This window comes from Clostridium sp. AM54-37XD, from assembly GCF_003478225.1.
In the GTDB taxonomy this organism is placed as follows: Bacteria; Bacillota; Clostridia; order Lachnospirales; family Lachnospiraceae; genus Coprococcus; species Coprococcus ammoniilyticus.
Window position 1 is genome coordinate 292,780 of record NZ_QUEV01000001.1, and the last position, 26,925, is coordinate 319,704.

General features: G+C 41.9%; 28 protein-coding genes. 22 read left to right on the forward strand and 6 right to left on the reverse strand.

Going from position 1 to position 26,925, the window contains the following annotated elements; genetic code table 11:
• The first annotated feature begins 73 nt into the window (after positions 1–73).
• From DXA07_RS01300 to DXA07_RS01320, 5 genes are all read left to right on the forward strand, one after another.
• On the forward strand, positions 74–1,003 hold the full coding sequence (locus DXA07_RS01300) for an acyl-CoA thioester hydrolase/BAAT C-terminal domain-containing protein (protein WP_118482994.1): 930 nt from the start codon (positions 74–76) through the stop codon (positions 1,001–1,003).
• 164 nt (positions 1,004–1,167) lie between these two features.
• Positions 1,168–1,446, forward strand: coding sequence for a type II toxin-antitoxin system Phd/YefM family antitoxin (locus DXA07_RS01305; RefSeq protein ID WP_008399788.1), 279 nt, complete (start codon positions 1,168–1,170; stop codon positions 1,444–1,446).
• 2 nt (positions 1,447–1,448) lie between these two features.
• Positions 1,449–1,766, forward strand: a complete 318-nt coding sequence (locus DXA07_RS01310; protein WP_118482996.1) for a type II toxin-antitoxin system RelE/ParE family toxin — start codon at positions 1,449–1,451, stop codon at positions 1,764–1,766.
• A gap of 118 nt (positions 1,767–1,884) precedes the next feature.
• Positions 1,885–2,871, forward strand: coding sequence for a hypothetical protein (locus tag DXA07_RS01315; protein WP_226801049.1), 987 nt, complete (start codon positions 1,885–1,887; stop codon positions 2,869–2,871).
• 103 nt (positions 2,872–2,974) lie between these two features.
• A complete protein-coding gene (locus DXA07_RS01320; protein ID WP_117808003.1) occupies positions 2,975–4,726 on the forward strand; it encodes a phospho-sugar mutase in 1,752 nt (583 codons plus the stop codon).
• Positions 4,727–5,196: 470 nt separating this feature from the next.
• Here the strand turns inward: DXA07_RS01320 and DXA07_RS01325 are convergent, their stop codons facing one another.
• Positions 5,197–5,412: a cold-shock protein gene (locus DXA07_RS01325; RefSeq protein ID WP_008402359.1), complete on the reverse strand. Its 216-nt coding sequence runs from the start codon at positions 5,410–5,412 to the stop codon at positions 5,197–5,199.
• A 281-nt stretch (positions 5,413–5,693) separates the two neighbouring features.
• Here DXA07_RS01325 and DXA07_RS01330 point away from each other — a divergent pair, with 281 nt between their 5' ends.
• The 3 genes from DXA07_RS01330 to DXA07_RS01340 all read left to right on the forward strand — a co-directional run bounded on the left by DXA07_RS01330 (position 5,694) and on the right by DXA07_RS01340 (position 8,925).
• Complete coding sequence (locus DXA07_RS01330; protein ID WP_118483000.1) at positions 5,694–6,755, forward strand: glycoside hydrolase family 5 protein; 1,062 nt, start codon at positions 5,694–5,696, stop codon at positions 6,753–6,755.
• Positions 6,756–6,919: 164 nt separating this feature from the next.
• On the forward strand, positions 6,920–7,981 hold the full coding sequence (locus DXA07_RS01335) for a SpoIID/LytB domain-containing protein (RefSeq protein ID WP_181986513.1): 1,062 nt from the start codon (positions 6,920–6,922) through the stop codon (positions 7,979–7,981).
• Between the two features lie 215 nt (positions 7,982–8,196).
• Positions 8,197–8,925, forward strand: a complete 729-nt coding sequence (locus DXA07_RS01340) for a M23 family metallopeptidase (protein WP_117808006.1) — start codon at positions 8,197–8,199, stop codon at positions 8,923–8,925.
• A gap of 71 nt (positions 8,926–8,996) precedes the next feature.
• Here DXA07_RS01340 and DXA07_RS01345 read toward each other — a convergent pair whose 3' ends face one another.
• Together DXA07_RS01345 and DXA07_RS01350 are read right to left on the reverse strand one after the other, a co-directional pair.
• The gene (locus DXA07_RS01345) at positions 8,997–9,770 is read right to left on the reverse strand and encodes an ABC transporter permease subunit (protein ID WP_117808007.1); all 774 of its coding nucleotides are present in this window, start codon (positions 9,768–9,770) and stop codon (positions 8,997–8,999) included.
• Positions 9,763–10,695 (reverse strand): ABC transporter ATP-binding protein, encoded by a 933-nt coding sequence (locus DXA07_RS01350; RefSeq protein ID WP_117808008.1) that lies wholly within the window; start codon positions 10,693–10,695, stop codon positions 9,763–9,765. Before DXA07_RS01350 ends, DXA07_RS01345 begins: the two co-directional genes overlap by 8 nt.
• A 325-nt stretch (positions 10,696–11,020) precedes the next feature.
• On the opposite strand from DXA07_RS01350, the gene DXA07_RS01355 reads away from it, so the two are divergent.
• The 3 genes from DXA07_RS01355 (at position 11,021) to DXA07_RS01365 (ending at position 13,378) form a co-directional block, all read left to right on the forward strand.
• Positions 11,021–11,755: a hypothetical protein gene (locus tag DXA07_RS01355; protein ID WP_117808009.1), complete on the forward strand. Its 735-nt coding sequence runs from the start codon at positions 11,021–11,023 to the stop codon at positions 11,753–11,755.
• Positions 11,756–11,937: 182 nt separating this feature from the next.
• On the forward strand, positions 11,938–12,309 hold the full coding sequence (locus DXA07_RS01360) for a hypothetical protein (RefSeq protein ID WP_118483004.1): 372 nt from the start codon (positions 11,938–11,940) through the stop codon (positions 12,307–12,309).
• On the forward strand, positions 12,302–13,378 hold the full coding sequence (locus tag DXA07_RS01365; protein WP_117784530.1) for a HigA family addiction module antitoxin: 1,077 nt from the start codon (positions 12,302–12,304) through the stop codon (positions 13,376–13,378). The genes DXA07_RS01360 and DXA07_RS01365 overlap by 8 nt, the downstream gene beginning before the upstream one ends.
• Before the next feature lie 325 nt (positions 13,379–13,703).
• On the opposite strand, the gene DXA07_RS01370 is transcribed toward DXA07_RS01365, so the two are convergent.
• The 3 genes from DXA07_RS01370 to DXA07_RS01380 are packed head-to-tail and all read right to left on the reverse strand — an operon-like array spanning position 13,704 to position 15,581.
• Positions 13,704–14,672: a DUF4097 family beta strand repeat-containing protein gene (locus tag DXA07_RS01370; protein WP_118483006.1), complete on the reverse strand. Its 969-nt coding sequence runs from the start codon at positions 14,670–14,672 to the stop codon at positions 13,704–13,706.
• Between the two features lie 2 nt (positions 14,673–14,674).
• Entirely contained in the window at positions 14,675–15,268 is a 594-nt protein-coding gene (locus DXA07_RS01375) for a DUF1700 domain-containing protein (protein WP_118483008.1), read from the reverse strand.
• Positions 15,261–15,581: a PadR family transcriptional regulator gene (locus tag DXA07_RS01380; RefSeq protein ID WP_118483010.1), complete on the reverse strand. Its 321-nt coding sequence runs from the start codon at positions 15,579–15,581 to the stop codon at positions 15,261–15,263. The genes DXA07_RS01375 and DXA07_RS01380 overlap by 8 nt, the downstream gene beginning before the upstream one ends.
• 429 nt (positions 15,582–16,010) lie before the next feature.
• Here DXA07_RS01380 and ileS point away from each other — a divergent pair, with 429 nt between their 5' ends.
• From ileS to DXA07_RS01435, 11 genes are all read left to right on the forward strand, one after another.
• Positions 16,011–19,181, forward strand: a complete 3,171-nt coding sequence (gene ileS, locus DXA07_RS01385; RefSeq protein ID WP_118483012.1) for an isoleucine--tRNA ligase — start codon at positions 16,011–16,013, stop codon at positions 19,179–19,181.
• A 194-nt stretch (positions 19,182–19,375) separates the two neighbouring features.
• A complete protein-coding gene (locus tag DXA07_RS01390) occupies positions 19,376–21,094 on the forward strand; it encodes a sodium:alanine symporter family protein (RefSeq protein ID WP_118483014.1) in 1,719 nt (572 codons plus the stop codon).
• A 522-nt stretch (positions 21,095–21,616) separates the two neighbouring features.
• A complete protein-coding gene (locus DXA07_RS01395; RefSeq protein ID WP_118483016.1) occupies positions 21,617–21,907 on the forward strand; it encodes a GIY-YIG nuclease family protein in 291 nt (96 codons plus the stop codon).
• A 57-nt stretch (positions 21,908–21,964) separates the two neighbouring features.
• The gene (locus tag DXA07_RS01400; RefSeq protein ID WP_118483018.1) at positions 21,965–22,528 is read left to right on the forward strand and encodes a flavin reductase family protein; all 564 of its coding nucleotides are present in this window, start codon (positions 21,965–21,967) and stop codon (positions 22,526–22,528) included.
• A gap of 5 nt (positions 22,529–22,533) precedes the next feature.
• Positions 22,534–23,397: a 4-(cytidine 5'-diphospho)-2-C-methyl-D-erythritol kinase gene (gene ispE / locus DXA07_RS01405; RefSeq protein WP_118483020.1), complete on the forward strand. Its 864-nt coding sequence runs from the start codon at positions 22,534–22,536 to the stop codon at positions 23,395–23,397.
• Positions 23,398–23,456: 59 nt separating this feature from the next.
• Complete coding sequence (locus DXA07_RS01410) at positions 23,457–24,134, forward strand: GntR family transcriptional regulator (protein ID WP_118483022.1); 678 nt, start codon at positions 23,457–23,459, stop codon at positions 24,132–24,134.
• Between the two features lie 211 nt (positions 24,135–24,345).
• On the forward strand, positions 24,346–24,693 hold the full coding sequence (locus tag DXA07_RS01415) for a PadR family transcriptional regulator (RefSeq protein ID WP_021944192.1): 348 nt from the start codon (positions 24,346–24,348) through the stop codon (positions 24,691–24,693).
• On the forward strand, positions 24,668–25,141 hold the full coding sequence (locus DXA07_RS01420; protein ID WP_118483024.1) for a hypothetical protein: 474 nt from the start codon (positions 24,668–24,670) through the stop codon (positions 25,139–25,141). The genes DXA07_RS01415 and DXA07_RS01420 overlap by 26 nt, the downstream gene beginning before the upstream one ends.
• Before the next feature lie 21 nt (positions 25,142–25,162).
• Positions 25,163–25,627, forward strand: a complete 465-nt coding sequence (locus DXA07_RS01425; protein ID WP_118483026.1) for a hypothetical protein — start codon at positions 25,163–25,165, stop codon at positions 25,625–25,627.
• A 4-nt stretch (positions 25,628–25,631) separates the two neighbouring features.
• Positions 25,632–26,189 (forward strand): hypothetical protein, encoded by a 558-nt coding sequence (locus DXA07_RS01430; protein WP_117784520.1) that lies wholly within the window; start codon positions 25,632–25,634, stop codon positions 26,187–26,189.
• 280 nt (positions 26,190–26,469) lie between these two features.
• On the forward strand, positions 26,470–26,862 hold the full coding sequence (locus tag DXA07_RS01435; protein ID WP_118483028.1) for a hypothetical protein: 393 nt from the start codon (positions 26,470–26,472) through the stop codon (positions 26,860–26,862).
• Positions 26,863–26,925: the final 63 nt, after the last annotated feature.

Sequence of the window (26,925 nt, forward strand, 5' to 3'; positions counted from 1 at the left end):
CTGGCAGTCATTTAGAGTATACTGTCCATGGGTGTTAGAATATACTAACTTGTGTTAGAGACAGGAGAACAACATGAAAAAACAATTTTTTGAAAACGAAAAAGATGGATTTTATGGAACGTATTACGAAAATCCAAAAGGGGCGGATTGTGCCGTGATCGGATTATTTGGGGATGATCCGAATGATTATATGGCGAAATGTGGAGCAAAATGGCTTCACAGACAGGGTGTAAATGCTATGTGTGTATCTCCGGGCAGAAAAAATTACAGTCATGTCAATAATCCGCTGGAAAGAATTCAGACCGCAATAAAGTGGTTACAGGATCATGGAAACCGGAAAATCGGTATTATGGGGATGAGCACGGCCGGAATGGATGCGATCGTTGCAGCATCTTATTTCCCGGATATTACGATGACGATTGGGCTTACTGCCAGTGATTTTGTATGGCAGGGATTTGAACAGGGAGAAAAGGATGGCTGTAAGGAATGGCCGATACCGAATGCATCCACACTTTCATGGCAGGGAAAGCCGCTGCCTTATATGCCATTTGTCTATGAACATCCGGTGTATTGGCAGAAGATTGAGGAAGAAACAAAAGGCTCCGGTGATATCACACGGTCGACCTGCTTGTTTATAGATTCGGAAAAGGCAAGACCGCATACAGAGGAAGAAATGGTAAAGGTTGAGAATATAAAAGGCCGCTTATTCCTGATCGGTGCGGATGATGACAGCTTCTGGGAGGCTGGCAAATATGTCCGCCGTATGGATCAGCGTTTGAAGGAACATCCACATACATGTGAATACGATGCTCTTGTTTATGAACATGGTACTCACTTTGTATTGCCGGAAACTTTGCTTCGGATCGCACTTCCGGTTGGACTCAAATTTGTATTGAAATTTGTCTTTAAGGCTGCAAAAGATTATCCAAAGGAATGTGAGGCAACCAGAAAAGATATTGACCGCAGACTGTCCGCAGCGTTAAAGGAGTGGACAGCGGATTAATATCCGTATTTGCTCTTATTGATCTACGGATTTATCATTGCTGTATATTCGTATGGGTTTGTTCGATTTCGGAAAACGAAGAAATCCTGCAGGCAGTAAAACACATTGGACAAATAGACATATTATGATATAATTTGCATATAATATAAACGGAGGTGGTTTTTATGTTAACATTAAAGGAATCAATCAGACCATCGGCTGATTTAAGAAACCATTATAATGATATTTCAAAACAATGTAAGGAAAATAAAGAAGCGGTAATTATTACAGTAAATGGCAGAGGTGATACGGTAGCCCTCTCATATGAAGAATATAAAAATATGAAAGCTCGTATAGAGTTACTTGAAATATTAGCTGAGGCAGAGGATGATATAAAAAATAATCGTGTTGCACCGATAACTGAAACATTTGATGATTTGCGTAGAATGCTTCAGGAGGGCTAAGTATGGAATATGAGGTAATACGAACTGATACTGCGGATGCAGGAATCAGAAAAATAATTTTATATATAGCTCAGAATTTTGGCAATGAAGTAGCTTTGGAACAACTTGATTATATAGAGAAAAAAATTCTTGAACTTGGAAATGATCCATATATTGGAACAGATCCAAGATACCTTGTTCTTAAACGACAAGGATATAAAGTCCTTATACTAAAAAAGAATCTGTTTTTTTATAAAATTAATGAAGAGAAGAAAACGGTTATTGTATATGCGGTAGTGGATGGCAGACAAGACTATTTGAATATAATACGTGGATTATAGAAAGTGCGCAAATTTTCTGGACAGAAATTAAGAATGAATTTGAAGGTTCCCTCATACAATTACTTATCGGGATTTCCGATTCATACAAAGTATGAAGACAATTCAAGGAGGGGATTTTTTGTCTGAGAAAATGAGTGAAGTCTACGAAGCATATGACATGGAAATACTGGGTGCCGTCAGAGGCCGGGGATCTATGATCCTGAAAACGGATCGGGGAATCAGGCAGATATCTCCATTTGACGGCAGCGAGGAGCGGCTGGAGCAGGAACGGGAATTTAAGGAAAATCTGTATGAGACAGGATTTCACCATATTGACTGCTGCGTGCCGAACCGGGAAGGAGAGCTGATCACCTGCGACCGCTACGGGAATCCATATGTGATGCGGGAATATTTTGAGGGACGGGAATGTAATTCCGGAAGTATCTGCGATCTGAATCAGGCGGCTGCAAATCTTGCGGTATTTCATATCCGGGGGCGTGAGCTGTATGCAAAAGAGGGGAGAACGTATGCGTACCGTGAGCCGGGCAACTTCAGACGAAAAACGCAGGAAATGAAAAAAATCCGGAGCTTTATCTCAAAGCGTCCGACGAAGAATGATTTTGAACTCTTATATATAGAAGCATATGACGCATTTTACAGACAGGCAATCGACTGTCAGGCGATGATGGATGCCTGCGACCGGACAAATATTGCCGGGCATATCGGATATTGCCATGGAGCATATAATTACCACAGTGTGTTGTTTTGCGGTGGGTATCTGGCGACTGTGAATTTTGACCGGTTTCATGTCGGATATCAGTTGATCGACTTATATCAGTTTATACGGAAGGTCATGGAAAAGAATAATTATAACTTCGATATGGCGGTGAAGATCATAGAAGAATACGATCGTATTCTGCCGCTCACCCGAGAAGATTATCGGTATATCTACATATTATATAGTTATCCGGAGAAGTTCTGGAAGGTCAGCAACCGCTATATGAACTCCAGAAAATGCTGGATTTCCCCTGCAAATCTCGAAAAACTCAGTAAACTTATAACAGATGAACAAGAAAAACAAAAATTTTTGAGTGATTTTTGCAATCATTATGGGTTCACAAGTTAGGAATTTGAATGTATAATGTCATGTGTGAGAAAATCTAACTTTGGGATTTAGGAAATATATTAAGTGTAATGTTTTAAAGGAACGCACAGGAGGAAATATTAAAATGAGCGAACGCAATTATATGGAAGTATATGAGCAGTGGGTCAACAATCCATTATTTGGTCAGGAGACTAAGGATGAACTTCTTTCAATCAAGGATGATCCAAAAGAGATAGAAGAAAGATTCTACTGTGATCTGGTATTTGGTACTGCCGGACTTCGTGGTATTATCGGTGCCGGAACAAATAGAATGAACAAGTACGTTGTCCGTAAAGCAACACAGGGTCTTGCAAATTATATCATCAAGCAGGGCAAACAGGATAAGGGTGTTGCTATTGCATATGATTCCAGAAGAATGTCACCGGAGTTTTCCATGGAAGCAGCATTATGTCTTGCAGCAAATGGAATCAAGGCATACAGATTCGAGTCTTTACGTCCAACACCGGAGCTGTCATTTGCAGTTCGCTATCTGGACTGTGTAGCAGGTATTAATGTAACAGCCAGCCACAATCCACCGGAATACAATGGTTATAAAGTATACTGGGAAGACGGTGCGCAGATCACACCTCCACATGATACGGGAATCATGGCAGAGGTTAAGGCCATTACAGATTTTGCAGATACCAAGACAATGGAAATGATCGATGCGATCAAAGCAGGACTTCTGGTAACGATCGGTGCAGAAGTTGATGATGCATATATGGGCGAACTGAAGAAGCTGGTTCTTCATCAGGATGCTATTGATAAATATGGTAAGGATCTGAAGATCGTATATACACCACTTCATGGTACCGGAAATATTCCTGCAAGAAGAATTCTTTCTGATCTTGGATTTGAAAATGTATATGTTGTTCCGGAACAGGAACTTCCGGATGGTAATTTCCCAACAGTTGCTTACCCAAATCCGGAAGCAAAGGAAGCATTCGCCCTTGCTCTTGATCTTGCAAAGAAAGTAGATGCAGACCTCGTTCTTGCAACTGATCCGGATGCAGACAGACTTGGTGTATATGCAAAGGATTCCAAGACAGGCGAATATAAGGTATTTACCGGTAACATGTCAGGAAGCCTTCTGTGTGAATATGAAGTAAGTCAGATGAAAGCACGCGATGGCAAGCTGCCGGAGGACGGTGCGATCATTAAGACGATCGTTACAACAAATATGGTTGATGCGATCGCAAAATATTACGATACAGACCTGATCGAGTGCTTCACAGGTTTCAAGAACATTGGACGTGAGATCTTACGCTTCGAGCAGGAAGGAAAGGGAACTTACCTCTTTGGTTTCGAAGAGAGCTACGGCTGTCTGATCGGAACACATGCAAGAGATAAGGATGCCATCGTAGCAACAATGGCACTTTGCGAAGCTGCTGCATTCTATAAAGGACAGGGTAAGACTTTATGGGATGTTATGATGGATATGTATGAGAAATACGGCTACTATGTAGATGATATCAAGACTGTAACTCTGAAGGGTGTAGAAGGTTCCAAGAAGATCGGACACATCATGAATGTACTTCGTGACAATACACCGGCAGAGATCGCCGGATATAAGACAAAGGTTGTTCGTGACTACCGTCTGGAGACAATCAAGAACCTTGAGACAGGCGAAACTGTTAAGACCGGTATGCCGAACTCAAATGTTCTCTACTATGAATTAGAGAATGATGCATGGCTTGCAGTAAGACCATCCGGTACAGAGCCAAAGATCAAGTTCTACTATGGAATCAAGGGCAGCTCATATGATGAGGCTCAGAAGATGTCCGCAGAAGCAGGCGACAAGATCATGGATCTGATCTATGATATCTTAGAGAAATAATAAAAGCTTAATTTAAATATAAAACACAGGAATTGCCCCTGTACAGACTATAAGCCCCATTATAAATGACTCGCTACGGTTTCTGTTCAATGCATATGCCTGATTCGTAAATACTCCTGCGCTAACTCGCCAACTAAACGTTGGCTCAGACAAGCGCTCGTATTTACTGGCAATATGCATTTCACGACGGAACCTTCGTTGATGTCATATTATAATGGGGCTTATGGTCTGTACAGGGGCAATCCCTGTGTTTTCTGTTAAAAAAGAAGGGCACAATGTCCCTAAAATATCAAAATGAAAATAGCCTTGATCTGTAAATGTTAGATATCGATATCTTAGAGAAATAATAAAAGAAAAACTTAATAAAAGACTGAGGCTCTATATAATTTATGAAGCAGACCTGTTCGAACGAAAGTGTTCTGCGGAATAAATTGATATAGAGCCTCAGCCTTTTTATTCAAAGTAGAAAATTATTTAACGATTACAACGTTAGTAGCTCTTGTTCTTGAACCACCCTTAGGATCTTCCTCTGTGTCGAATGTAACCTGCTGACCTTCAACAAGTGTCTTATATCCTTCACCCTGGATAGCTGAGAAATGAACGAATACATCTCCGCTTCCATCATTGTTTGAGATAAATCCATAACCTTTTTCTGCGTTAAACCATTTTACTGTACCGTTGTTCATGTGGGTACCTCCTTATATATTTCTTGCTTGTACCCAATGAAAACGTGCATCATTTATGAGAGAAATACGATTAAAACCTTAATCCATACGTCCGCTTAAAAGCGATTACATAGTTAATCTTGAATACGCTCTCATAATAGTATGGGCGCACCTATTTGTCAAGAAAAACAAGGTAAAAATAATGATCAAATCCGGTAAAAAATGATCCATGGGTTCTTGGCAGAAAAGGAAAAGTAGGATACTATAAATACAGGAAAAATGCAAAAACAGGAGGAGAGCGTATGAGAAAGGGAAAACGTCTGATTGCATGGATCATGGCAGTTGTTATGCTGTTTACAATCTGTGTATTTGGTGGAAATGGAACGGCGGAAGCGGCAGCTACAACACCGGTTGCAAAGCATGGAAGACTGTCTGTAAAGGGAGCAGACCTGGTCGACAGTAAGGGAAATAAATTCCAGCTCCGTGGTATCAGCACACATGGAATCAACTGGGATGTCGGATCGCCATATGTGAATAAGAAAGCATTCAAGACGCTTCGTGATGACTGGGGCGTGAATGCGATCCGGTTGGCAATGTATACCGAAGAATACAATGGCTATTGCAGTGGCGGCAGTCAGGCAAAGCTTCGGAAACTGGTGGATAAGGGAGTCGGATATGCGACCGATCTTGGTATGTATGCGATCATCGACTGGCATATCTTAAGTGACGGGAATCCGAATAAGAATAAGGCGCAGGCGAAGAAATTCTTTACCACGATGGCAAAGAAATATAAGAACAATAAAAATGTTATTTATGAGATCTGCAATGAGCCAAATGGCTGTGGCTGGAAAGAGATCAAATCCTATGCGACAGACATTATCAAAACGATCCGCAAATACGACAAGAAAGCAGTTATTATCGTGGGAACACCAACCTGGTCACAGCTTGGAACGGATGGAACGTCAAATGAAGTTGCAGACAGCCCAATCAAGGGATATAAGAATATCATGTACTCCCTGCATTTCTACACAAGTGAGTGGGCGCACAATGAATATCTTCCGGCAAAGGTTGCTTATGCAAGAAAGAAGAAGCTTCCGATCATTGTATCTGAGTTTGGTTTATCACCGGCCAGTGGCGACGGAGCCATTAACAAGGCATCCGCAGACAAATGGATGAAGCTGCTTAACAAATATAACATCAGTTATTTCTGTTGGAGCCTCAGTAATAAGAACGAGTCGGCATCTTTGCTTAAACCATCAACAAAGAAAACCTCCGGCTGGAAGTCAGGTGACTTATCCACAGCAGGAAAGTATATCAAGAAGAAATATCTTGCGAGAAAGAAAGCTCTTGGCAAGAAAGCATAGTGATCATGTATATGAGATAAACAGTAATATCGGCAGACAGCCAGATGGTCTGTTTGTATAATGAATCAATCATATTTTGCACCTGTGTATCATAGAATAAATAATACAGGGAAATCGCATGAAGCGAATCGGATTTTTCCAGAATGATGACAGGATGTGATGGTATGAAGAAAAATAACAGGATTCTAGCCTGGTTCACCATGGTTTTGTTAGCATTTGCAATTCCATATGTGGGAACCAGGCTTTTTGTGCGTTATCGGGATGTGTCGGATGCCCGGATCGCGGCACTTAGTAGCAGCCGGGATGTGTGTATCTTGCAAAATGGCAATTATAGGCTGATCGACTGTGAAGAATATATTTTGTATGTCCTTGCCGGATTGTATGACCCGTCATGGAATGTGGAGATGGCAAAGACGATGGCAGTTCTGACCCGGACTGCGATCTATTATGAAATGAACGATCAGGCGGATACTGCAAATGGCGGGGGCAAGATTATCAATGAGGGAGATCTGAAAGAGATACGGATAGAGAAAGATGAATTAAAGCAAAAATGGGGGAAAGAATATAAGCAGAATATGGAAATGGTATATCAGGCTGTGAAAGATACGATGGGACAGGTTATCGTTTATGATGGCAGACTTATTATTCCGGTCAGTCATGCAGTCAGCATAGGGGTAACTGTTAGTGCAGAGGAATTATATGGTACTGCGATTCCATATCTGGTATCCGTTGACAGCAGTCAGGATATCCAGTCACCGGAATTCTCATCGACAAAGATCTACAGTGCGCTTCGTATAAAGAAAGAATTTGGCATGAATGGAGAGGGGAAAGCGTTCGACGGATCGAAAAATCTGGGTCAGACCGACGTGGATGTTGAAAAAAACAAATCAGAGACGGCTGGTTCAGCACAGAACGAGGAACAGGCAGTGGATGCGGATGCACTGACTGTGCTTGAAGCGACGAAATCAGGATTTGTCCGAAAGGTAAATGTGTTCGGGACGGTCGTGACCGGAGAGACATTTGCACAGACCCTGTCACTTGGAACGACAAATTTTCATATCGATCAGGTCGAGGAGGGATATCGGATCATCTCGATCGGTAAAGGCTCATCCCTTGGAATGTCGTTGTACGGAGCCGGATGGAAAGCCGATCAGGGCAGTACATATCGTGAGATCATTGCATACTATTACCCGGAAACTTCGATCGCGGATGGAGCGGCATATTAAATATCCGCGAAAACATATAAGGATAATTACCAATATATTAAGGATATTTGAAAGCATACAGATGGAATTGCAAAAGTGGTTGCTTTGCAAATCATTTCATTTCGTTGGTGGCAGGATACGACAAAATGCATAAGATAAATAAAAAGCTTATGGAAAATATTTGCCTGTGTATATAATCCGGAAGTTCAGGCAACAATATCCATGAGGTGATAAACATGAAGAAATTTTTGAATGTTATTAAGAGAAATATTTTCTACATTGCCCTGATCGCCGGAATGGTGGCACTTGTAGGACTTGTAGCTCTATATAATGTGAAAACTCAGTCAGATGATGAAAATGCTGTCAGCTCGGAGGCAGTAGAAGAAACCGCAGACAGAAGCAATCTCGGAACAACAGAAGCAGTAAAGGAAACACTTGGCGGTACCGCCAAAGCAGAGGACAAGACAGAAGCAACAACAGAGAAAAGCTCAGAAGTAGAAACCGGAGCAAATGCTGCCAAGGTGGAAGAACAGATCGAACTGAACTATGACGGCAGTACAGCTCTTATGTGGCCACTAAACGGAAATGTGATCATTCCATTCAGCATGGACACCACAGTATTCTACGAGACATTAAACCAGTACAAATGCAATGCCGGAATCGTATTGGAAGCAGCAGAAAATGACAAAGTTTCAGCCGCTTACAAATGCAAGATCACAGAGATCACAAGCACACCGGAATTTGGAAATGTGGTAAAGGCATCCCTTGGAAATGGCTATGAAGTCATGTATGGACAGCTTAAGGATATCAATGTTTCTGTTGGTCAGGTGATAGATGCCGGCTGCACCATTGGCACTGTGGCAGAACCAAGCCGTTATTATTCAAAAGAAGGAACAAATCTGTATTTCGCAATTACCAAAGATGGCAAACCGGTCGATCCTGTATCATTGATCGAAGGGGAATAATCAGAACAATCCATATAAAGTATAAGAACAGATGCATGTCGTATCCACAGGGTAGGGTGTGTGTCTGTTTTTTATTTTATCTCCTTCCTCTGGAACACCAACAGGGAAATAACAGTTGGCAGGATCAGAAGTACGGCGGCGATCTCCATAGCGTGAACAATCAGGCTGGTGGTTAGTGTCTGCCATGCAACAGCGGTCAGGCAGACGGTAGGAAGATTGCTGTAGATGATATGGAGTGCGTCTACTTCCGGGAAAATGGCATAAAAAAGCATGATGCCATTTGGCAGCAGGGCAACGACTACAGCATAGATACCACACCACAGAAGGTCTGTGGAGAAGAACATGCACAGGGAGGATGCCATTGTCTGTCCGGCGATGATCATAGGAAGCATGATCACAAAACGCAGAAAATAATTCTGATATGCCGAAGCGGTCAGACTTCCATCATGACGGAAACAGATGTAATTCGTCAGCAGATAGGCTGCAGATACCACAACGATTCCGATAAGCAGCAATAGTGTATTCACGATACATTTGCCAAAGAAAATTGTGTTTCGGCTGGTTCCGAATGACACGATATTCTTCATCGTATTATTCCTCCATTCACCGGAGAAACCGATATCGGTGGTGAAAATAATGCAGTACCAGACGATCGTTGCCATCATATACAGACCGGCATTCATAATATCTGCACCTTCGATCGTAAATGGGATCCGGATGACATGGATGGCATACCAGACAGATACGTTGATCAAAATGGCAATGACCACTCCGATAATGAGCAGGGTATATGGATAAGCCCGATGGCTTACTTTGTAACATTCACTTTTGAGGAAATTATTCAATCGTTGTCCCTCCTAACAGTTCAATAAAGAAATCTTCCAGTGTAGTTTTCGCAATCTCCAGTGAGTACAGATCGTATCCCTTTTCAAATAAGAAACGGCTGATCTTCTCAGTCGGGTAAACCGCGTTATTTTCAAAATAAATATAAATGGTATCATCATCTGCATTGTAGGATGCGTCGAGTTGGAGCTCTTTTGAAAGATATTCAGCAGCTTTTTCACCATTACTGGTACGCACCTTTACATAGCTTTTTTCTTTTGCTTCTAGTTCCTCAGCAGACATTTCCTGTAAGATCTGACCATGATCGATGAATCCGTAGCAGGTTGCCATATTTGCAAGCTCGGATAGAATATGGGAGGAAATGATGATTGTGAGTCCGTTCTCTTTGTTCAGCCGCAGCATCAGCTTTCGCATCTCGACGATGCCGGCAGGATCCAGACCATTGATCGGTTCATCTAAGATCAGAAATTCCGGATCGTGCATGAGCGACAGGGCGATTCCCAGACGCTGCTTCATGCCGAGAGAGAAATTTTTAAACTTTTTATCCTTAGCTTCGTAGAGTCCCGTTTCTTTCAGAACTGTTTCAACAATGGATGGATCGTCGATCCCACGCTGGATACGGTAATATTCCAGATTGCGTTCCGCAGAGAAAAATGGATAAAATGCCGGAGTTTCAATGATAGCACCGGTTCTTTTCCGGGCTTCATTTAGTCCATGTGTTCCCTTCTTTCCAAAAAGTTCGATGCTGCCATAATCAGGGGCATTCTGTCCGGTAAACAGGCGGAGAAGTGTCGTTTTTCCTGCGCCGTTTTTACCGATCAGAGCATAAATGTCGCCCTTTTTCACGGACATATTTATCTTATCAAGTGCAGGCTTATCACCGTATATCACTTCTACATCTGTTGCTTTTGCAATGACTTCTGCCATGGAACAGCACCTCCTGATTCAACCGAATTTTCCTATAATCAGCATACTGTTTTGCCGCAGGAAAGTCAATTCATGGAGCAGACTCCAAGTTGAAACATTTTTTAATTTTTTTCAATATTAAAAATGTGCAGTTTGTAAGTTTATATATGTGCAGGTACAAGGTAACAATTATACAGAATCATCTAATGAAAGTGCATAATGAAAAATAAGGAAAAATAGTGAAAATTAGTGAAAAAATAGTGAAGATATAATGGAGAAAAAAGCCCATATTTATTATAATAAAGAAAATGTCCTGCCAGACAGGACGACAAGGGGAGAGCTACAAATGATGCGAATGTTAAAAATTATGTTCATTATTCTTGTGGGAATTGGCATGTTGGTCATGGGGATATACACATTTATCCGGTTGAAAAAACGACGCAGGGAATTAAAGCGGCTGTTGGATAATATTGCTTCGGGATCAACGGTGGATCAGTTGTTAAAGGAAAACCATCCGAAGCTGTCAGCTATGGATGAGATGGAAAAATATATCTATATCATAATGGGACTTGGAGCCGGGTTTGTTTTGTTTGGAGCATTTTTCATGGCGCAGGAGCTGATGGAGAGAAATGTCATACCGGATATGACAGGAACGACCGGGTGGATGCTTGTGCAGCGGCTGGTTGCATTTGCATCCGGCATCATTCTCCTTTTTACAGGAAGTGGCATGAAGAAGAAACAGGTAAAAGAAAATGATTACATGGATATGATGATTCCGGGGAAGGTAGTCGGAGAAGTGCCGGGAGCTAAGACGCTGACACCGGGAAAGGCGATCCTTACGATCCAGTATACCGATCCTTATGATGGCAGTGTGCATAACTATCAATTGGCGCAGGAATTGAGCCGGAAGAAGCATCCGGTTGGCAGCGAATATCCGTTGTACTATTCCAGAGAGCAGCGCAAGGTATACGATCCGGGATCAAACAAAGTGAACCGGAAAACAGAACTGTTTCTCAAATGGCTGGGGATCATCATATGTTTGGTGTCCGTGTTGAGTATAGTCATGTTGTTTATTATGTAGGCATTTTACATTAATTCTAAAAAAATGAAAATATTGATATTGACAGTTAAACCATCTAAGTACTTCTGGTGAAGGAAAGGGTGGTTTTGTTATAGGGACATTGATGATTTTTATTGACAATAGTATATATAGGGCATATACTTAAATTACCTAATGGGTAATTTGAAAAAGGGAGGAAAGAATTGAAATTAATTTATACAAATGCCAAAATTGAAGAACAATGTACCAGTTTAAAAGCAGCCAGAATGTGTTTTGGTGGGAATAATATACTGGCAACCAGTCTTTTGGCCAGGATAAATGCTCTGAAGCAGGCAGACACTATTAAAGATATTATAGTTCAACCATCTTTTCACTTTCATGATCTTAAAAATAAGGATGGAAAAAACTATAAAGGGTATTTTGCTATTGATGTGAAATCAAGGACAGATCAGTGGCGTATAATATTAGAACCGTTAGATGAAAATAAGGAACCATATGTTCCTTGCAATATTGATGAGATATCCTCAAATGTGAGGATTGTTGAAATAGTGGAGGTGAGCAAACATTATGAGTAATTACATTGAATATAATGATACGGTTGCATTTCACCCAGGATATTATATTAAAGAAATTGTAGAAGAAAGTGGATTAACTCAGGAAGATTTTGCAAAGAGGTTGGACACTTCACCTAAGAATTTAAGTCTCTTGATTCGTGGTGAACAGAGCTTGTCTATTGATATTGCAATGAAACTTTCCAGAATGCTTGGGTCCAGTGTGAATTATTGGTTAAATCTTCAGAATGCTTATGATGCATTGATAGCAGAGTTTAAATCGCAAGAAGAATTGGTAAGGGAAAGAAAAGTATTTGAATTATTTGATTACAAGTATTTTAGAGAAAACTTTGGTCTTCCCGATTTGCCTAGAAAGAAGGATGAACAGATAAAAGAACTTCGGGAATTCTTGAATATTGCGACTTTGACTGTACTTACAAAACGTGATATGGCTGTAAGCTTTAGAAGTTCAACAACAGCGTTAGAAGAAGCTAGTACAGTTAAAGCTAATACAATGGTTCAGATTGCTATTAATAAGGCATTGACAGTTGATGCCCCGAAGTTTAATAAGAAAAAATTTGAAGACGCTGTACAGTATGCTTTGACTTTGACTAAGAATCATGGTGAATTCTATCCTTTGATTCGAAAGGCATTTGAGGAGTCGGGTGTTATATTTGTAATTTTGCCGAATATTTCCGGTTCCAAGATTAATGGTGCTACTAAAAAGATAGGTGAGAACATTATGCTGATGGTTAATGATAGAAGACTTAATTCTGATTCTTTCTGGTTTACCCTGTTTCATGAGATAGGGCATATTATCAATGGTGATTATGGGATATCGTTTGAAAAGGAATCAGGGGAGCAAGAACTGGCAGCTGATTTATTTGCAGAGGATAACTTGATACCAAGAGACGAGTATAATGATTTTGTAGCGAGCAGGAAATTTGGATTAAATGATATTATTGGTTTTGCAGAAGTAATTAATAGAGATCCCGGTATCGTACTAGGTAGATTACAGAATGACGGTTTGGTCAGATTTGATGATTGGACAATGAAACCAATAAGACATAAATATAAGGTTAAGATGATATAATGAACGCAAAATCCATTTGCTCGCAAGGATGCAATTTTGCGGAATGCATAGAATGTGCGAAGCACATGATATTATTGATTTAATAGAAGGTGTTCATAAAGAAGAATGCCGATGCAGGGTTTGCTCTGGCTTTTGTAAATAACATTGCGAGGATTTCGTTGTGAGATGCATATTGTCAGTAAATACGAGTGCTTGTTTGAGCCAAAGGCGAGTTAGCACAGGAGTATTTACGAATAGGACAATATGTATCGAACAGAAAACGGAGCACGTTATTTCAAAAGCCAGGAGCGAGCCCTGCATCGGCATTCTTTTCTTTGCGAAAATATTACTCCTGCCTAATCCGGATATCGCCGCTGGTTGTGGTGACACCACATTCATATTCGGAATTATTTGCACCATGTGGAATATCGATATTACCACTTTGTGTATTTGCGGAGAAGCTATAGCTTCGGTCAGAATCCAGCTCCAGGTCAATATAGCCGCTCATAGCAGATATGTCGATTGCTTCGGCATCCGCAATGTTCATATCCACATCGCCACTTGCTGTATTGCAGGTTAGGCTGGTATTTGCGGAAAGTTCGCTTGCAGATACATAACCGCTTGTTGTGTAAAACTCGGCCTGACCGGCAGCGGTACGGTTCAACAGGATATCACCACTTGAAGCATGAAGCTCCAGCAGTGTTGTAAATGAACTATTGCTGATAGAGATGTTACCTGATGAAGTCTTTGTCGTGAGCGTATTGGCTTCGATATCTGCGATGCTGATGTCTCCACTGTTCGTTTTGAGACTGGTGAATGCAGAATTGCCGGCTGGCTCGGTATTCGGCTTATAAGAATACCGATAATCAATATTTCCGCTTGCGGTAGTAACCTGAATTGCCTGATATTCCTTCTCTGCCAGATATATGGTTGTCTTGGTATCGGAGCCAAATCCGAGTGAGATTGTCGGATGGTGGGTACGTTTGTCTTCGCATCGGAACGTCAGAACGCCGTCTACGACTGTTGCGGTATTGACCAGTCCTTCGGTATCATAATATTCAATGTAACTGTTCCCAGTGTCAGAATTCCTGATGACTACATCAGTGGATGCTTCGCCTGCGATATCAACGGCGTTGAAATCATCTTTGATCTGAACTGTTTTCTTCATATAGTCCGGCAAGGCTTTCATACCGAGCAGGTCGACAGAACCATTTGGAAAATGGAATCCGTTAATTGCAAAACTTAAGAATACGATAATGACGCCGACCACTATAAATATAGAAGCAACAATAACTGCTTTTTTGGATTTACTCATAATTATCTCTCCTTTACAAACATTCTCTTAATTCCATTGACGGATGCCTTGTACAGCTTGAAAATGCCGATCGTAACAGGCTTTACGGCTACGATGAACAGGATCGCAAGTCCGATTCCGGCAAATGCAGCTCCAAGCATGAAAAGGGCAGCCGGAACATTCTGTGTAACAAAAAATGGAATAACTCCCAGCAGCCCGGCGATACCTGCAACTGCCATCGAGAGTACGATTACATAGAAGGACAGGAGAAGTGCCAAAATGACAACCGCCATGGCAATGACCAGAACGATCGCGGTCAGTAACAGCGGAGCCCATATAGGAGAACCAAGAATCAGCAAAATGATCTCCCATGCCTTTAATCGGTGGGATGGTTTGATTTTTTCTTTCACAAGTTTCGTCAGTGGCATATCTGCCAGGATCTGATCAACGACATCGTCCGGGGCATCCATATCGGCAACCGCTTCTTCCTCCGACAGGCCATCTTCCATACGGTCATCGATCATTTCACTATAATAATCCATAAATTTATTAATATCGTCTGCCGGCATTTTCCGGATCTTTCCCCGGATCGCTGACAAATATTCCTGTTTAGTCATTGTCATTCTCCTCTCTGATAATAAAACGATATATAGATTCAAGTTCTTTCCATTCTTCTTTAAATTCCTCGATTCGTGCTTTGCCTGCATCGGTAATATGATAGTATTTCCGAAGTCGTCCGTTGTGTTCTACGGAGCGAACGGTGAGGAATGCGCCGGCTTCCAGTCTTCGCAGGATCGGATACAATGTAGATTCCGATATCGTTACAAAGGATTTCATGTCCTTGATGATCTGATATCCGTAAGAATCTTCATCCTTGATCGCAGCCAGTACACAGACATCCAGCATACCGCGTTTTAATTGAATATCCATATTCATACCTCCTTGTACACTATACTATATGACACATAGTATAATATGTCAAGAGGTATTTTATAAAAAATAATTTGACAAGAACGCTCATGGTTGCTATACTCAAGGTTGATAAAAATAAGAAGAAAAGCGATGACAGAGACAGTAGATCATGTTTGAAAGGCAGAGCGAGCCGGAGATGGTGCAAGACCGGTGCGAGTAGAAGATGATGGAAGATCACTCTTAAGCTTCAGACCGAAAACGACAGCCAGTAGGCTCTGACGTTATTCCCTCGTTACGGGAAGCACATATGTTAGTATGCAAGTAATAGGTGGTATAACGAGAACTTTGAGCCTTCGTCCTTTTTGCGGCGGAGGCTTTTTTTACTTTATAGAAAAGTTTGTTTAATAATATTTTGCATACATTGAATAAAAAGAAAGGAAGAACAACATGTACGAAAAAGTATCGACCAAATTGAATTTCGTAGACAGAGAACAGAAGGTTCTGGATTTCTGGAAAGAAAATCAGGTATTTGAGAAGAGTGTGGAAGAAACAAAGGATCTTCCGACTTACACATTTTATGATGGACCTCCAACAGCAAACGGTAAGCCGCATATCGGCCATGTGCTTACACGAGTTATCAAGGATATGATTCCAAGATATCAGACAATGAAGGGCCATAACGTAGTAAGAAAGGCAGGATGGGATACACACGGCCTTCCTGTAGAGTTGGAAGTTGAGAAACTTTTAGGAATCGATGGTAAAGAGCAGATCGAGGAATACGGTCTGGAGCCATTTATTCAGAAATGTAAAGAATCCGTATGGAAATACAAAGGTATGTGGGAAGAATTCTCCGGCAAGGTAGGATTCTGGGCAGATATGGATGATCCATATGTAACATACCACAATGATTTCATCGAGTCCGAGTGGTGGGCACTGAAGAAGATCTGGGATCAGGGACTTTTATACAAAGGCTTTAAGATCGTGCCATATTGTCCGCGTTGCGGAACTCCACTGTCAAGCCACGAAGTAGCACAGGGTTATAAGACTGTAAAGGAACGTTCCGCAGTTGTAAGATTCAAGGTTATCGGCGAAGATGCATATTTCCTTGCATGGACAACTACACCTTGGACACTTCCATCAAACGTAGCCCTCTGTGTAAATCCGGATGAGACTTATGTCAAAGTAAAGGCAGCGGACGGATATACCTATTATCTGGCAGAAGCACTGGCAGACAAGGTACTCGGTTCCCTTGCAAAGGAGGCTACAGACGATACACCTGCTGTACCTGCATATGAAGTCTTAGAGACTTACAAAGGAAAAGATCTGGAATACAAAGAGTACGAACCATTATATGAGTGCGTAAAGCCTGTATGCGAGAAGCAGCATAAGAAGGGTCACTACATCACATGTGATTCTTATGTAACTATGACAGATGGTACAGGTATCGTTCATATCGCACCTGCATTTGGTGAGGACGACGCAAATGTAGGAAGAAAGTACGATCTTCCATTTGTACAGTTCGTAGATGGCAAGGGTGATCTGACAGAGGAAACCCCTTATGCGGGAATCTTTGTAAAGGATGCAGATCCAAAGGTATTGGTTGACCTTGACAAAGCAGGACTTCTGTTTGACGCACCAAAGTTTGAGCATGAATATCCACACTGCTGGAGATGTGATACTCCACTGATCTACTACGCAAGAGATACTTGGTTTATCAAGATGACAGCAGTCAGAGACAAGCTGGTTAAGAATAATGACACTGTAAACTGGATCCCTGAGAGCATCGGTAAGGGTCGTTTCGGTGACTGGTTAAAGAATGTACAGGATTGGGGACTTTCCCGTAACCGTTATTGGGGAACTCCGTTAAATATCTGGGAATGTGAATGCGGATGCCGTCATGCGATCGGTTCGATCGAAGAATTAAAGAGCATGAGCGACAACTGCTCGGATGAGATCGAGCTGCACCGTCCGTTCATCGACGCTGTAACGATCAAATGTCCGGAGTGCGGTAAGCAGATGCACAGAGTATCTGAAGTTATCGACTGCTGGTTCGATTCAGGTTCCATGCCATTTGCACAGTGGCATTATCCGTTTGAGAATGCAGATATCTTCGAGAAGCACTTCCCTGCTGACTTCATCAGCGAGGCAGTTGACCAGACAAGAGGATGGTTCTATTCTCTGATGGCGATCTCAACCCTGTTATTTGACAAGGCTCCGTTCAAGAATGTAATTGTCCTCGGACATGTACAGGATAAGGATGGACAGAAGATGAGTAAGTCCAAGGGAAATGCCGTAGATCCGATGGATGCACTGAACAAATACGGTGCAGATGCGATCCGGTGGTATTTCTACAGCAACTCCGCTCCATGGCTTCCAAACCGTTTCCATGAAGATGCGGTTATCGAGTGCCAGAGAAAGTTCCTCGGAACCTTATGGAACACTTACGCATTCTATGTATTATATGCAAATATCGACAACTTCAATCCACTTGAGCATGAGCTGGATTACGAGAAGCTGTCACTGATGGATAAATGGTTATTATCAAAGCTGAACTCAACCGTAAAGGCTGTTGATGAGAACCTTGCAGCATACAAGATCCCTGAAACAACCAGAGTATTAGAGGAGTTTGTAGATGACCTTTCCAACTGGTATGTTCGTCGTGGACGTGAGAGATACTGGGCAAAGGGTATGGAGCAGGATAAGGTAAATGCCTACATGACACTGTATACAGCCCTTGTTACAATCTCCATGACAGCAGCTCCGCTGATTCCGTTTATGGCAGAGGATATTTACCAGAATCTGGTAAGAAACATTGATAAGGATGCTCCATTATCTGTTCATCTGTGCGAGTTCCCGAAGGTAGAGGAGAAGATGATCGACACAGACCTTGAGGCAGCTATGGATGAGATCTTAAAGATCGTTGTTCTTGGACGTGCAGCCAGAAATACTGCAAATATCAAGAATAGACAGCCGATCGGAACCATGTATGTAAAGGCAGCAAAAGAGCTGACAGAGGATGAGACAGCGATCGTCAAAGACGAGCTGAACATCAAGAACGTAGTATTTACAGAAGATATCGCAAGCTTCAGTTCTTACACATTCAAGCCACAGCTTCGTACCGTAGGACCAAAGTACGGCAAGCAGTTAGGCGGAATCAAGGCATATCTGTCATCTGTTGACGGAAATGCAGCTATGGCAGAGCTGAAGGAAAAGGGTGCTCTGACATTTGACGTAAACGGCACAGAGGTATCTCTGGCAGAGGAAGATCTGCTGATCGATATCGCACAGACCGAAGGCTATGTTACAGAGGCAGACGGTGCGGTAACAGTTGTTATCGACACAAATCTGACAGAAGAACTCTTAGAGGAGGGATTTGTCAGAGAGATCGTATCCAAGATCCAGACCATGAGAAAGGAAGCCGGCTTCGAAGTAATGGACAAGATTACAGTCTATGCAGAGGGAAGCGACAAGGCAACCGGACTTATGAATGCAAATGCTGACAGCATCAAGTCAGACGTTATGGCAGATGCACTGGTAACCGGAAGCGTAGATGGCTATTCCAAGGAATGGAACATCAACGGCGAGAAGGTAACACTTGGTGTAAAGAAAAACGCATAAATAATACAGGGCGTTGACCGATGCCGAAAAAAGCAAATTTATACTTGCTTTTTTCGGAAAGCGTCTGTATTATAGATAACATATTAAAAGGTGCAAGGAAGTACTAGAGATAGCAACTTCCCTGCACCTTTTTCTCGTTAATGAAGTTGTCAATTACACAACAAGAAATAGGAATGAATATGGAGGCGATGGGTATGGAAAAACTCAATCAGATGGTAAGTGCAGTTGATTCGTTTGTGTGGGGACCGGTGATGCTGGTGCTTCTCGTAGGAACCGGTATCTTTCTGACGATACGGACGCGGTTCCTGCCGTGGAGGAATCTCGGATATGCGATCAAGAGCACACTTAGTAAAGAAGCAAGAACAAAGAACAGAGGAACCGGTGATGTATCCCCATTCTCGGCACTGACGACAGCACTTGCCGCAACAATCGGAACCGGAAATATCGTAGGTGTGGCGACGGCAATGGTATCCGGTGGTCCGGGTGCCCTGGTCTGGATGTGGATCTCGGCGTTGTTCGGAATTACATCGAAATTCTCAGAATGTATGCTGGCGATCAAATACCGTGAGGTAAATGCCAAAGGAGAGATCTCCGGCGGCCCGATGTATACGATGAAGAAAGCATTGAAACACAAAAGATTCGGAAGTGTGCTCGGTTGGCTGTTTGCATTCTTTGCGGTTGTTGCATCCTTTGGTATCGGAAATATGACACAGGCGAACTCGATCGCATCCTCCATGAATGAGACCTTTCACATCAATCCGATTATCATCGGTGTGATCCTTACGATCCTTGCCTTAATGATCATTATCGGTGGTATCAAATCCATATCAAAGATTTCCGCGATTGTTGTTCCGTTTATGGCAATCTTCTATGTACTTGCAGGACTTATAGTAATTATCGGAAATATATCGAATGTGCCGGAAGGTCTGCGCGAGATCTTCACAATGGCATTTTCCATGAAATCCGTATCCGGCGGTGTGCTTGGTACCGTAGTTGCATCCATGACAAATGCAATGCGGTTCGGTGTTGCCCGTGGCTGTTTTTCAAATGAAGCAGGTATGGGATCGGCAGCGATCACCGCAGCAGCAGCTACAACAGATAATCCGGTTCGTCAGGGATATATCAATATGACGGGAACCTTCTGGGATACGATCGTTGTATGTACGATCACCGGTCTGGTAATCGCAAGCTCCGGTGTGATCGGTAAGACTTCGACAATGACAGAAGGCTCATATGCAATCACCTCTGAAGCCGAAGATACACTGGCTCTGACACATGAAGAAAAAGGCAAGATGGTGACGACAGAATATACTGTTACATATAAAGATGGAACATTGACTTTGTCCGGGGGAGCAGAGGACATCGTTCTGACACCATATGCAGACGCTTCCGATAGTGAAGCATTTGCAAAGCTTCAGCATCAGCCGGATAGTCTGGAAGCAGTTTATGAGAATGGCGTGATCACAGGTGCATGGACCTCTGGCTGCAATGCTTATATTTTTGATGAAGATGGTACATATTATTATGAAGAAGCCTATACAGGATCAGCACTGACGATCAAAGCATTTGAAACGGTTCTTGGTAAAGCTGGCGCATGGCTGGTAACGATCGGTATTGCATTATTTGCATTCTCGACCATCCTTGGTTGGGAGTATCATGGTGAGAAAGCCTTTGAGTACCTGTTCCATTCCCACAAATACAACATGATTTATCGTATTGTATTCTCCCTTGTCGTATACATCGGTGCGACGACTTCGCTGGATCTGGCATGGAACTTCTCGGATATTGCAAATGCACTGATGGCGATTCCGAATCTGATCTGCCTGCTTCTGTTAAGCAAAGAGATCGCAACGGATATGCAGGAATTCCAGAAAGTACTCGCAGAAGAAAAAGCAGCAAAGAAGCGTGCGTAAATAGTCGACCTGCCGGTAAGTTTTTGAATCAAAATGGAAAATACATTACATATTATTCCGCAAGTCGTTTGCACTCTATTTCAACGCAGCGGTGCTAAGCTCCTCGCCTGTGGCGACTCACTAAGAACCGGCGTTGAAACAGGCTTGCTACATAACAGTAATGTTATTTTCCATTTTTGTCTTAAACATTTGCGTACGGACAGGCTGACTATTTTTATGTAGAATATAATAGTAGTTTTTCATATTTATAGTAGCAAAATGACAGTTTATGAGTATAATTATAGTAAACGCGCAGACGGAATAATGAGAGGAAGATGCCGGAATGTGAAGCATAGCCGGATATGAGAGCGCATGAAGATGCGAAACTTACTGATGAAGTACAGGGATCTGTCTGCTTTATTATAATGGATTCAAAAATGAGTTCAGGGGGAAGCTGCCGGAGAAGTTCCGGCGGCATACCCGGATACATAGAAAGTCGATATCGGCTTTGGATAAAAAAGAAAACATGTGGGTAAGAACACAATGAGTATGACAGAAGAAAAACACAACTATACTTACATAGTCCGGTGTAAGGACGGAACGTATTACACCGGATGGACGAATAATCTGGAAAAGCGGATGAAAGCACATAATGAAGGACGAGGGGGCGCCAAGTATACCAGAAGCCGGCGCCCTGTTGTCCTTGTTTATTATGAGGAATCAGAGACTCCGGAGGAAGCAATGAGCAGAGAGTGGCACATCAAGCAGATGAGCCGGAGCCGGAAAGAAGAATTAATCAGAAATTTTCAATCAGATAGTATACAGAAGCCATGAAAATAGTATAAAATATAAGAATTGAGAAAATAAAAGTCGAACACCAGGAGGTTATAGATGGGAAGACAATTATGGAAGCCGGGAAATATGTTGTACCCGGTACCGGCAGTTATGGTAACATGTAAGCGGGAAGGCGGACAACCGAATATCATCACGATCGCATGGGCAGGAACGATTTGCAGTTCTCCGGCGATGGTTTCAATATCTGTTAGACCGGAACGCTATTCCTATGATATTATAAAAGACAGTGGAGAATTTGTGATCAATCTGGTGACTGAGAAGCTGACATTTGCGACCGATTATTGTGGCGTAAAGAGTGGGCGCGATATTGACAAATTCAAAGCAACAGGACTTCATACCTGTCCGGGACTTACAGTTGCCACACCGGGTATCGCAGAGAGTCCGGTCAATATCGAATGTAAGGTAAAAGAAGTGATCCCGCTTGGAAGTCATCATATGTTCCTGGCGGAGGTGACCGGCGTACAGGTGGATGAAGCATACATGAATGAAAATGGCAAATTCGAGCTTAACCAGCTTGGACTGGTAGCATATTCCCATGGAGAATACTTCAAACTTGGAAAGAAACTGGGAAAATTCGGATATTCAGTGAGGAAGAAATAAGAAACATGAAGATAGAATTACAGGCATATGGTAAAGTAAATCTGGGACTGGACGTGCTCAGAAGAAGACCGGACGGTTATCATGAAGTAAAGATGATCATGCAGACAGTAAAGTTACATGACACATTGACATTTGAGACAGTGGATGAGGATGTGATCGTTCTCAGCACAAATGCGGACGAGCTTCCGGTAAATGAAGATAATCTGGTATATAAAGCATGTCGGATGTTGAAGCAGGAATATCAGATCACGCGTGGAATCCGGGTATTTCTTCAGAAAGAGCTTCCGGTTGCAGCCGGAATGGCTGGCGGAAGTGCTGATGCGGCAGCAGCGCTGATCGGAATGAATAAGATCTTTGATCTTCAGATTCCGAAACACAAGCTGATGGAATATGGAGTGAAGCTTGGTGCGGATGTTCCATACTGTATCATGAAAGGAACTGCATTATCAGAAGGAATCGGTGAGAAGCTGACGGCACTTGCACCGATGCCGGACTGCTATATCCTACTTGCAAAACCGCCGATCGCGGTATCGACGAAGATGGTATATGAGAACCTGCATGCAAATGAATTAAAAGAACATCCGGATATAGACGGCATGGTGATGGCACTGGAAGAACATAGCCTGCAGGGCATCACGGAACGTATGGAGAATGTGTTAGAGACAGTAACACAAGTTCGGTATCCGGTTATTGCGGAGATCAAAGCCTGCATGAAAGAATGTGGTGCGATGAATTCACTTATGAGTGGAAGTGGCCCGACTGTATTTGGTATATTTACAGAGAAGGAAAAAGCGGAGAAAGCGGCAGATGCGATCCGCAGCCGGAAGCTGGCAAAGCAGGTATTTGTCACACAGCCATATAATGTGTAAGATCGGACAGAACAGAGGGAGTTGTTCTGTAGAAGAAATAGAGAGAAATGGGGTAACTTATGGAGTTGAAGTTAAATATGGATGAGTATCTTCCGCTTCGGGAGGTTGTATTTGAAGCGTTGCGGGATGCCATCGTACATGGAGAATTTGAACCGGGCGAACGGTTATTAGAAGTGGCACTCGCAAAACGTCTGGGTGTCAGCCGGACTCCGGTGCGTGAAGCAATCCGGATGCTGGAATTAGAGGGCTTAGTCGTGATGGTTCCAAGGAAAGGTGCAGAGGTTGCCCGTATCACGGAGAAGGATCTCCGGGATGCGTTGGAGATCCGCCTGAGTCTGGAAGAACTGGCAGTCGAACTTGCCTGCAAACGGATTGATGAAGAAGGCAGACTCAGATTAAGAGAAGCCTGTGAGAATTTCCGTGAGGCAGTCCGTTCCGGTCGTGTGCCGGATATCGTAGATACAGATGTTGCCTTTCATGAAACGATCTGTGAATTAAGTAACAATCCAAGACTTGTGAGTCTTACCAAGAACTACGGAGAACAGGTGTACCGATACCGTGTGGAATATGTGCGGGATACCGGATATCATGGCAAACTGCTCCGTGAGCATGATGAGATCACGGAGGCGATATTGCTCGGAGATGTAGAGAAAGCAAAAGCAGTTATGCATCAGCATATTTACGATCAGGAACAGATCGTGATACAGAATATCAAACAGAAACAGGATACTATATAAGACTGAGTGGTCAAAAACAGGGAGTGGACAGTAAGAAATTTACCGTTCACTCCCTGTTTTTGACCACTCGGTTCATTTTGCAGTTTTTTCAGGAACAATCTGTTATAGTAGAGGTGTTCTGAATACATCAAGCGTGTAAAATAAATTGACAAATACATATGTATGCCATATACTTGGTATTACTAGGTATAAAATAATAGGAAGAGAAATTATGGCAAATCAAAGTATAAATCAGTTTAAAAAAGGCATACTTCCCATGCTTATCCTGCAGATCATAGCAGATGAAAAGGATTATGGTTATAACATTGTCAATCGTTTTAATGCACGATGTGTTGCCGGAATGGATATCAAAGAAGGAACACTGTATCCGATCCTGCACAGATTAGAAGAAGATGGTGCGATCGTTAGTGAATGGGTGATGGCATCCGAGAATGGAAAACCAAAGAAATTCTATAAGATTACAGAAGAAGGGAAGCTTCTATTGGAAGAACAGTGGAGTTGCTGGGCGCAGATAGAAGGAATGGTACGAGGCTTTGAGAAAAAACATATATCTGATTAAAATATTTATTTTACTGCATGCACCATTTGGACAGCGGATGCAGTTTGTAAAAGAGATAAGACGATCTATAGATGATAAATTGGACTCGGGCATGACGATCGATGAAGTGTTTGAGGAGCTTGGTGAAGCTTCCGCACTGACAGAAGAGTATAACGATATCGGTATGCGGCAGCAGATAAAGGAGTATGTATGGATGATGCTCTGGATTCTGGTTGGAATCTGTCTTGGCGTTTTGCTAATAATTGACGGATATACATTATACACCGGATATCATGAGATTAACCAGTACATAGCACCGACTGGATATGAGTGGATTGATTTTAGACCAAAGGCAGGGGGAACGTGGGGCAAAGTGATTGTAGAAAGCATAGGTTTTTGTATCTGTCTGGGAAATGTAATCTATCATTTTAAAAGGCGAAGAAAAGCAAAAAAAGATAATGAGCTATAAATAAAAAGGGGAACAAAAGAAATGAAAAAGAAGAAATATCTTATGAAGATATTCATGCATCTACATGCACCATTAAAGGAACGGATACAGATGGTAAAGGACCTGAGACGGTCGTTAGATGATAAACTGGCAGAAGGAGAAACCATAGAGGAAGCAATCGCAGAACTAGGAGAAGCCTCAGACATTATTCAGGAATATGAAGATCTCGGAATGAGAAAGCGAACGAAAGAATGGGCGCTTGCTGTGATCTGGATATTGATCGGAATCGTGGTGGGATATCTGTTGTTTACGGAATGTAGGATACTGTATAGGGGATACAATTATATAATAATACGGACATCACCTAACACGGGCGTTGGAGTAGCCTATGGAATAAATGTAGGTGCAGAGGTAGTGAAAGTAGTGCTTGAATCGATAGGTTTTATTATATGTGTAGGAAATGTTATCTGGCATTTTATAAAACAAAAAAGAAAAAAGGAGATGTAAGAAAATGAAGAAAGTAGTGCGAAAGATAGTAAGTATGGCATTAGCATGTATGTTAATTTGGGTGATTCCAATATCAGCTCATGCGGAAACAACGGAGTCGATAATAATGGATGAAGGAACAGAAAATACAATGGAGCTGATAGGTCAGGAAGTTGTACATATAAAATATGATGGGACAATAGTCCATGAACTAATATATACAAAATTGCAGAATAAAAAATTATTGTATGCAAGTCAATCGGATAAAGTTACATGTAGCTATGCATATTACTATTTGGGAAAGGATTCTAAGAAACAGCCTCAGTATCAGATTGTTATGAATATATCTTCAAAGGAAAACTTAAAATCAAGTGTACTAAGTACCAAAGCAGAAGGAATATCAACTTGGCATAATAACACAGTGACACATTCCGGTAAGACAGGAACAAATACGAGAACTTTTGTTTATACAAGCAGTAATCCGCCGTCAAATCCGTATTGTTATGCAAAAGCAACAATTAAAACAGTTAATGGAACATATAATTTTTCTTTTGGCAAACTGACGAATCCTAAGAGTAAATAACAGATATACCTTGACCATTATATAAAGATGGTTAATGGATATAGATGTAGGGTCACTGGCTAATAATACAAGTGCCTTGCAAAAAAAGAGACTCTGGCACAATTTTGCGAAGAGAACCAGAGCCTCACAGCTCTATATACTTATGAAAAAGTACATGAGATAAATATACCGCTTTTTCATATGTATGTAAACACAAAACAAAGGAGGGCAGCATTACATAAGTAGAACTGTAAATATGCATGTTTGAAGGTATAGGAAAACATACAAAGGAGATTTTTAAATGAGCAAAGTGGTAAAGATAATGAAAAATAAATTAATGATTGCAGCTATGGTAGTAGTAATGGTATTTGGAACGGCAATGGTTCCGGTGCATGCAGCTGCTGTAGAGACAAATTATTATGGGGGAGGTGCAACTTATACATATTATATTCGAAAATCGGGAAGTTCCGCTGAATTGGGGTATATGCGTATAACAAGGACAAAGTCGGCAATAAAAAATACATTTACAGCGTCAAATCCATGTGACAAAGTTACATTGTGGATTAGGGAAAGTTCAACGGCATCAAGTGTTGACGATAGTATTGATGATTTAGTACAGGGAAATACATTCTCAGTAAGTAAGAATGGAAGAAATTATACAGCAGCATACGGTAAAGGACGAGTAGAGTATTAATTTATATTGCTGAATAATTTAACAATGATGACATCATAGGAAATTTGCTATAACAGAGCATTT

Excerpts from the sequence above, each read along its gene's own strand:
- DXA07_RS01350 (WP_117808008.1), bottom strand. The coding sequence starts at position 10,695 with ATGGCAGAAGTCATTGCAAAAGCAACAGATGTAGAAGTGATATACGGT.
- DXA07_RS01310 (WP_118482996.1), top strand. The coding sequence starts at position 1,449 with ATGGAATATGAGGTAATACGAACTGATACTGCGGATGCAGGAATCAGA.
- DXA07_RS01430 (WP_117784520.1), top strand. The coding sequence starts at position 25,632 with ATGAAGAAAGTAGTGCGAAAGATAGTAAGTATGGCATTAGCATGTATG.
- DXA07_RS01435 (WP_118483028.1), top strand. The coding sequence starts at position 26,470 with ATGAGCAAAGTGGTAAAGATAATGAAAAATAAATTAATGATTGCAGCT.
- DXA07_RS01320 (WP_117808003.1), top strand. The coding sequence starts at position 2,975 with ATGAGCGAACGCAATTATATGGAAGTATATGAGCAGTGGGTCAACAAT.
- DXA07_RS01380 (WP_118483010.1), bottom strand. The coding sequence starts at position 15,581 with ATGGATATTCAATTAAAACGCGGTATGCTGGATGTCTGTGTACTGGCT.
- ileS (WP_118483012.1), top strand. The coding sequence starts at position 16,011 with ATGTACGAAAAAGTATCGACCAAATTGAATTTCGTAGACAGAGAACAG.
- DXA07_RS01335 (WP_181986513.1), top strand. The coding sequence starts at position 6,920 with ATGAAGAAAAATAACAGGATTCTAGCCTGGTTCACCATGGTTTTGTTA.
- DXA07_RS01325 (WP_008402359.1), bottom strand. The coding sequence starts at position 5,412 with ATGAACAACGGTACAGTAAAATGGTTTAACGCAGAAAAAGGTTATGGA.
- DXA07_RS01330 (WP_118483000.1), top strand. The coding sequence starts at position 5,694 with ATGAGAAAGGGAAAACGTCTGATTGCATGGATCATGGCAGTTGTTATG.
- DXA07_RS01390 (WP_118483014.1), top strand. The coding sequence starts at position 19,376 with ATGGAAAAACTCAATCAGATGGTAAGTGCAGTTGATTCGTTTGTGTGG.
- DXA07_RS01375 (WP_118483008.1), bottom strand. The coding sequence starts at position 15,268 with ATGACTAAACAGGAATATTTGTCAGCGATCCGGGGAAAGATCCGGAAA.
- DXA07_RS01305 (WP_008399788.1), top strand. The coding sequence starts at position 1,168 with ATGTTAACATTAAAGGAATCAATCAGACCATCGGCTGATTTAAGAAAC.
- DXA07_RS01340 (WP_117808006.1), top strand. The coding sequence starts at position 8,197 with ATGAAGAAATTTTTGAATGTTATTAAGAGAAATATTTTCTACATTGCC.
- DXA07_RS01365 (WP_117784530.1), top strand. The coding sequence starts at position 12,302 with ATGAGTAATTACATTGAATATAATGATACGGTTGCATTTCACCCAGGA.
- DXA07_RS01370 (WP_118483006.1), bottom strand. The coding sequence starts at position 14,672 with ATGAGTAAATCCAAAAAAGCAGTTATTGTTGCTTCTATATTTATAGTG.
- ispE (WP_118483020.1), top strand. The coding sequence starts at position 22,534 with ATGAAGATAGAATTACAGGCATATGGTAAAGTAAATCTGGGACTGGAC.
- DXA07_RS01410 (WP_118483022.1), top strand. The coding sequence starts at position 23,457 with ATGGAGTTGAAGTTAAATATGGATGAGTATCTTCCGCTTCGGGAGGTT.
- DXA07_RS01395 (WP_118483016.1), top strand. The coding sequence starts at position 21,617 with ATGAGTATGACAGAAGAAAAACACAACTATACTTACATAGTCCGGTGT.
- DXA07_RS01400 (WP_118483018.1), top strand. The coding sequence starts at position 21,965 with ATGGGAAGACAATTATGGAAGCCGGGAAATATGTTGTACCCGGTACCG.
- DXA07_RS01425 (WP_118483026.1), top strand. The coding sequence starts at position 25,163 with ATGAAAAAGAAGAAATATCTTATGAAGATATTCATGCATCTACATGCA.
- DXA07_RS01300 (WP_118482994.1), top strand. The coding sequence starts at position 74 with ATGAAAAAACAATTTTTTGAAAACGAAAAAGATGGATTTTATGGAACG.
- DXA07_RS01355 (WP_117808009.1), top strand. The coding sequence starts at position 11,021 with ATGATGCGAATGTTAAAAATTATGTTCATTATTCTTGTGGGAATTGGC.
- DXA07_RS01415 (WP_021944192.1), top strand. The coding sequence starts at position 24,346 with ATGGCAAATCAAAGTATAAATCAGTTTAAAAAAGGCATACTTCCCATG.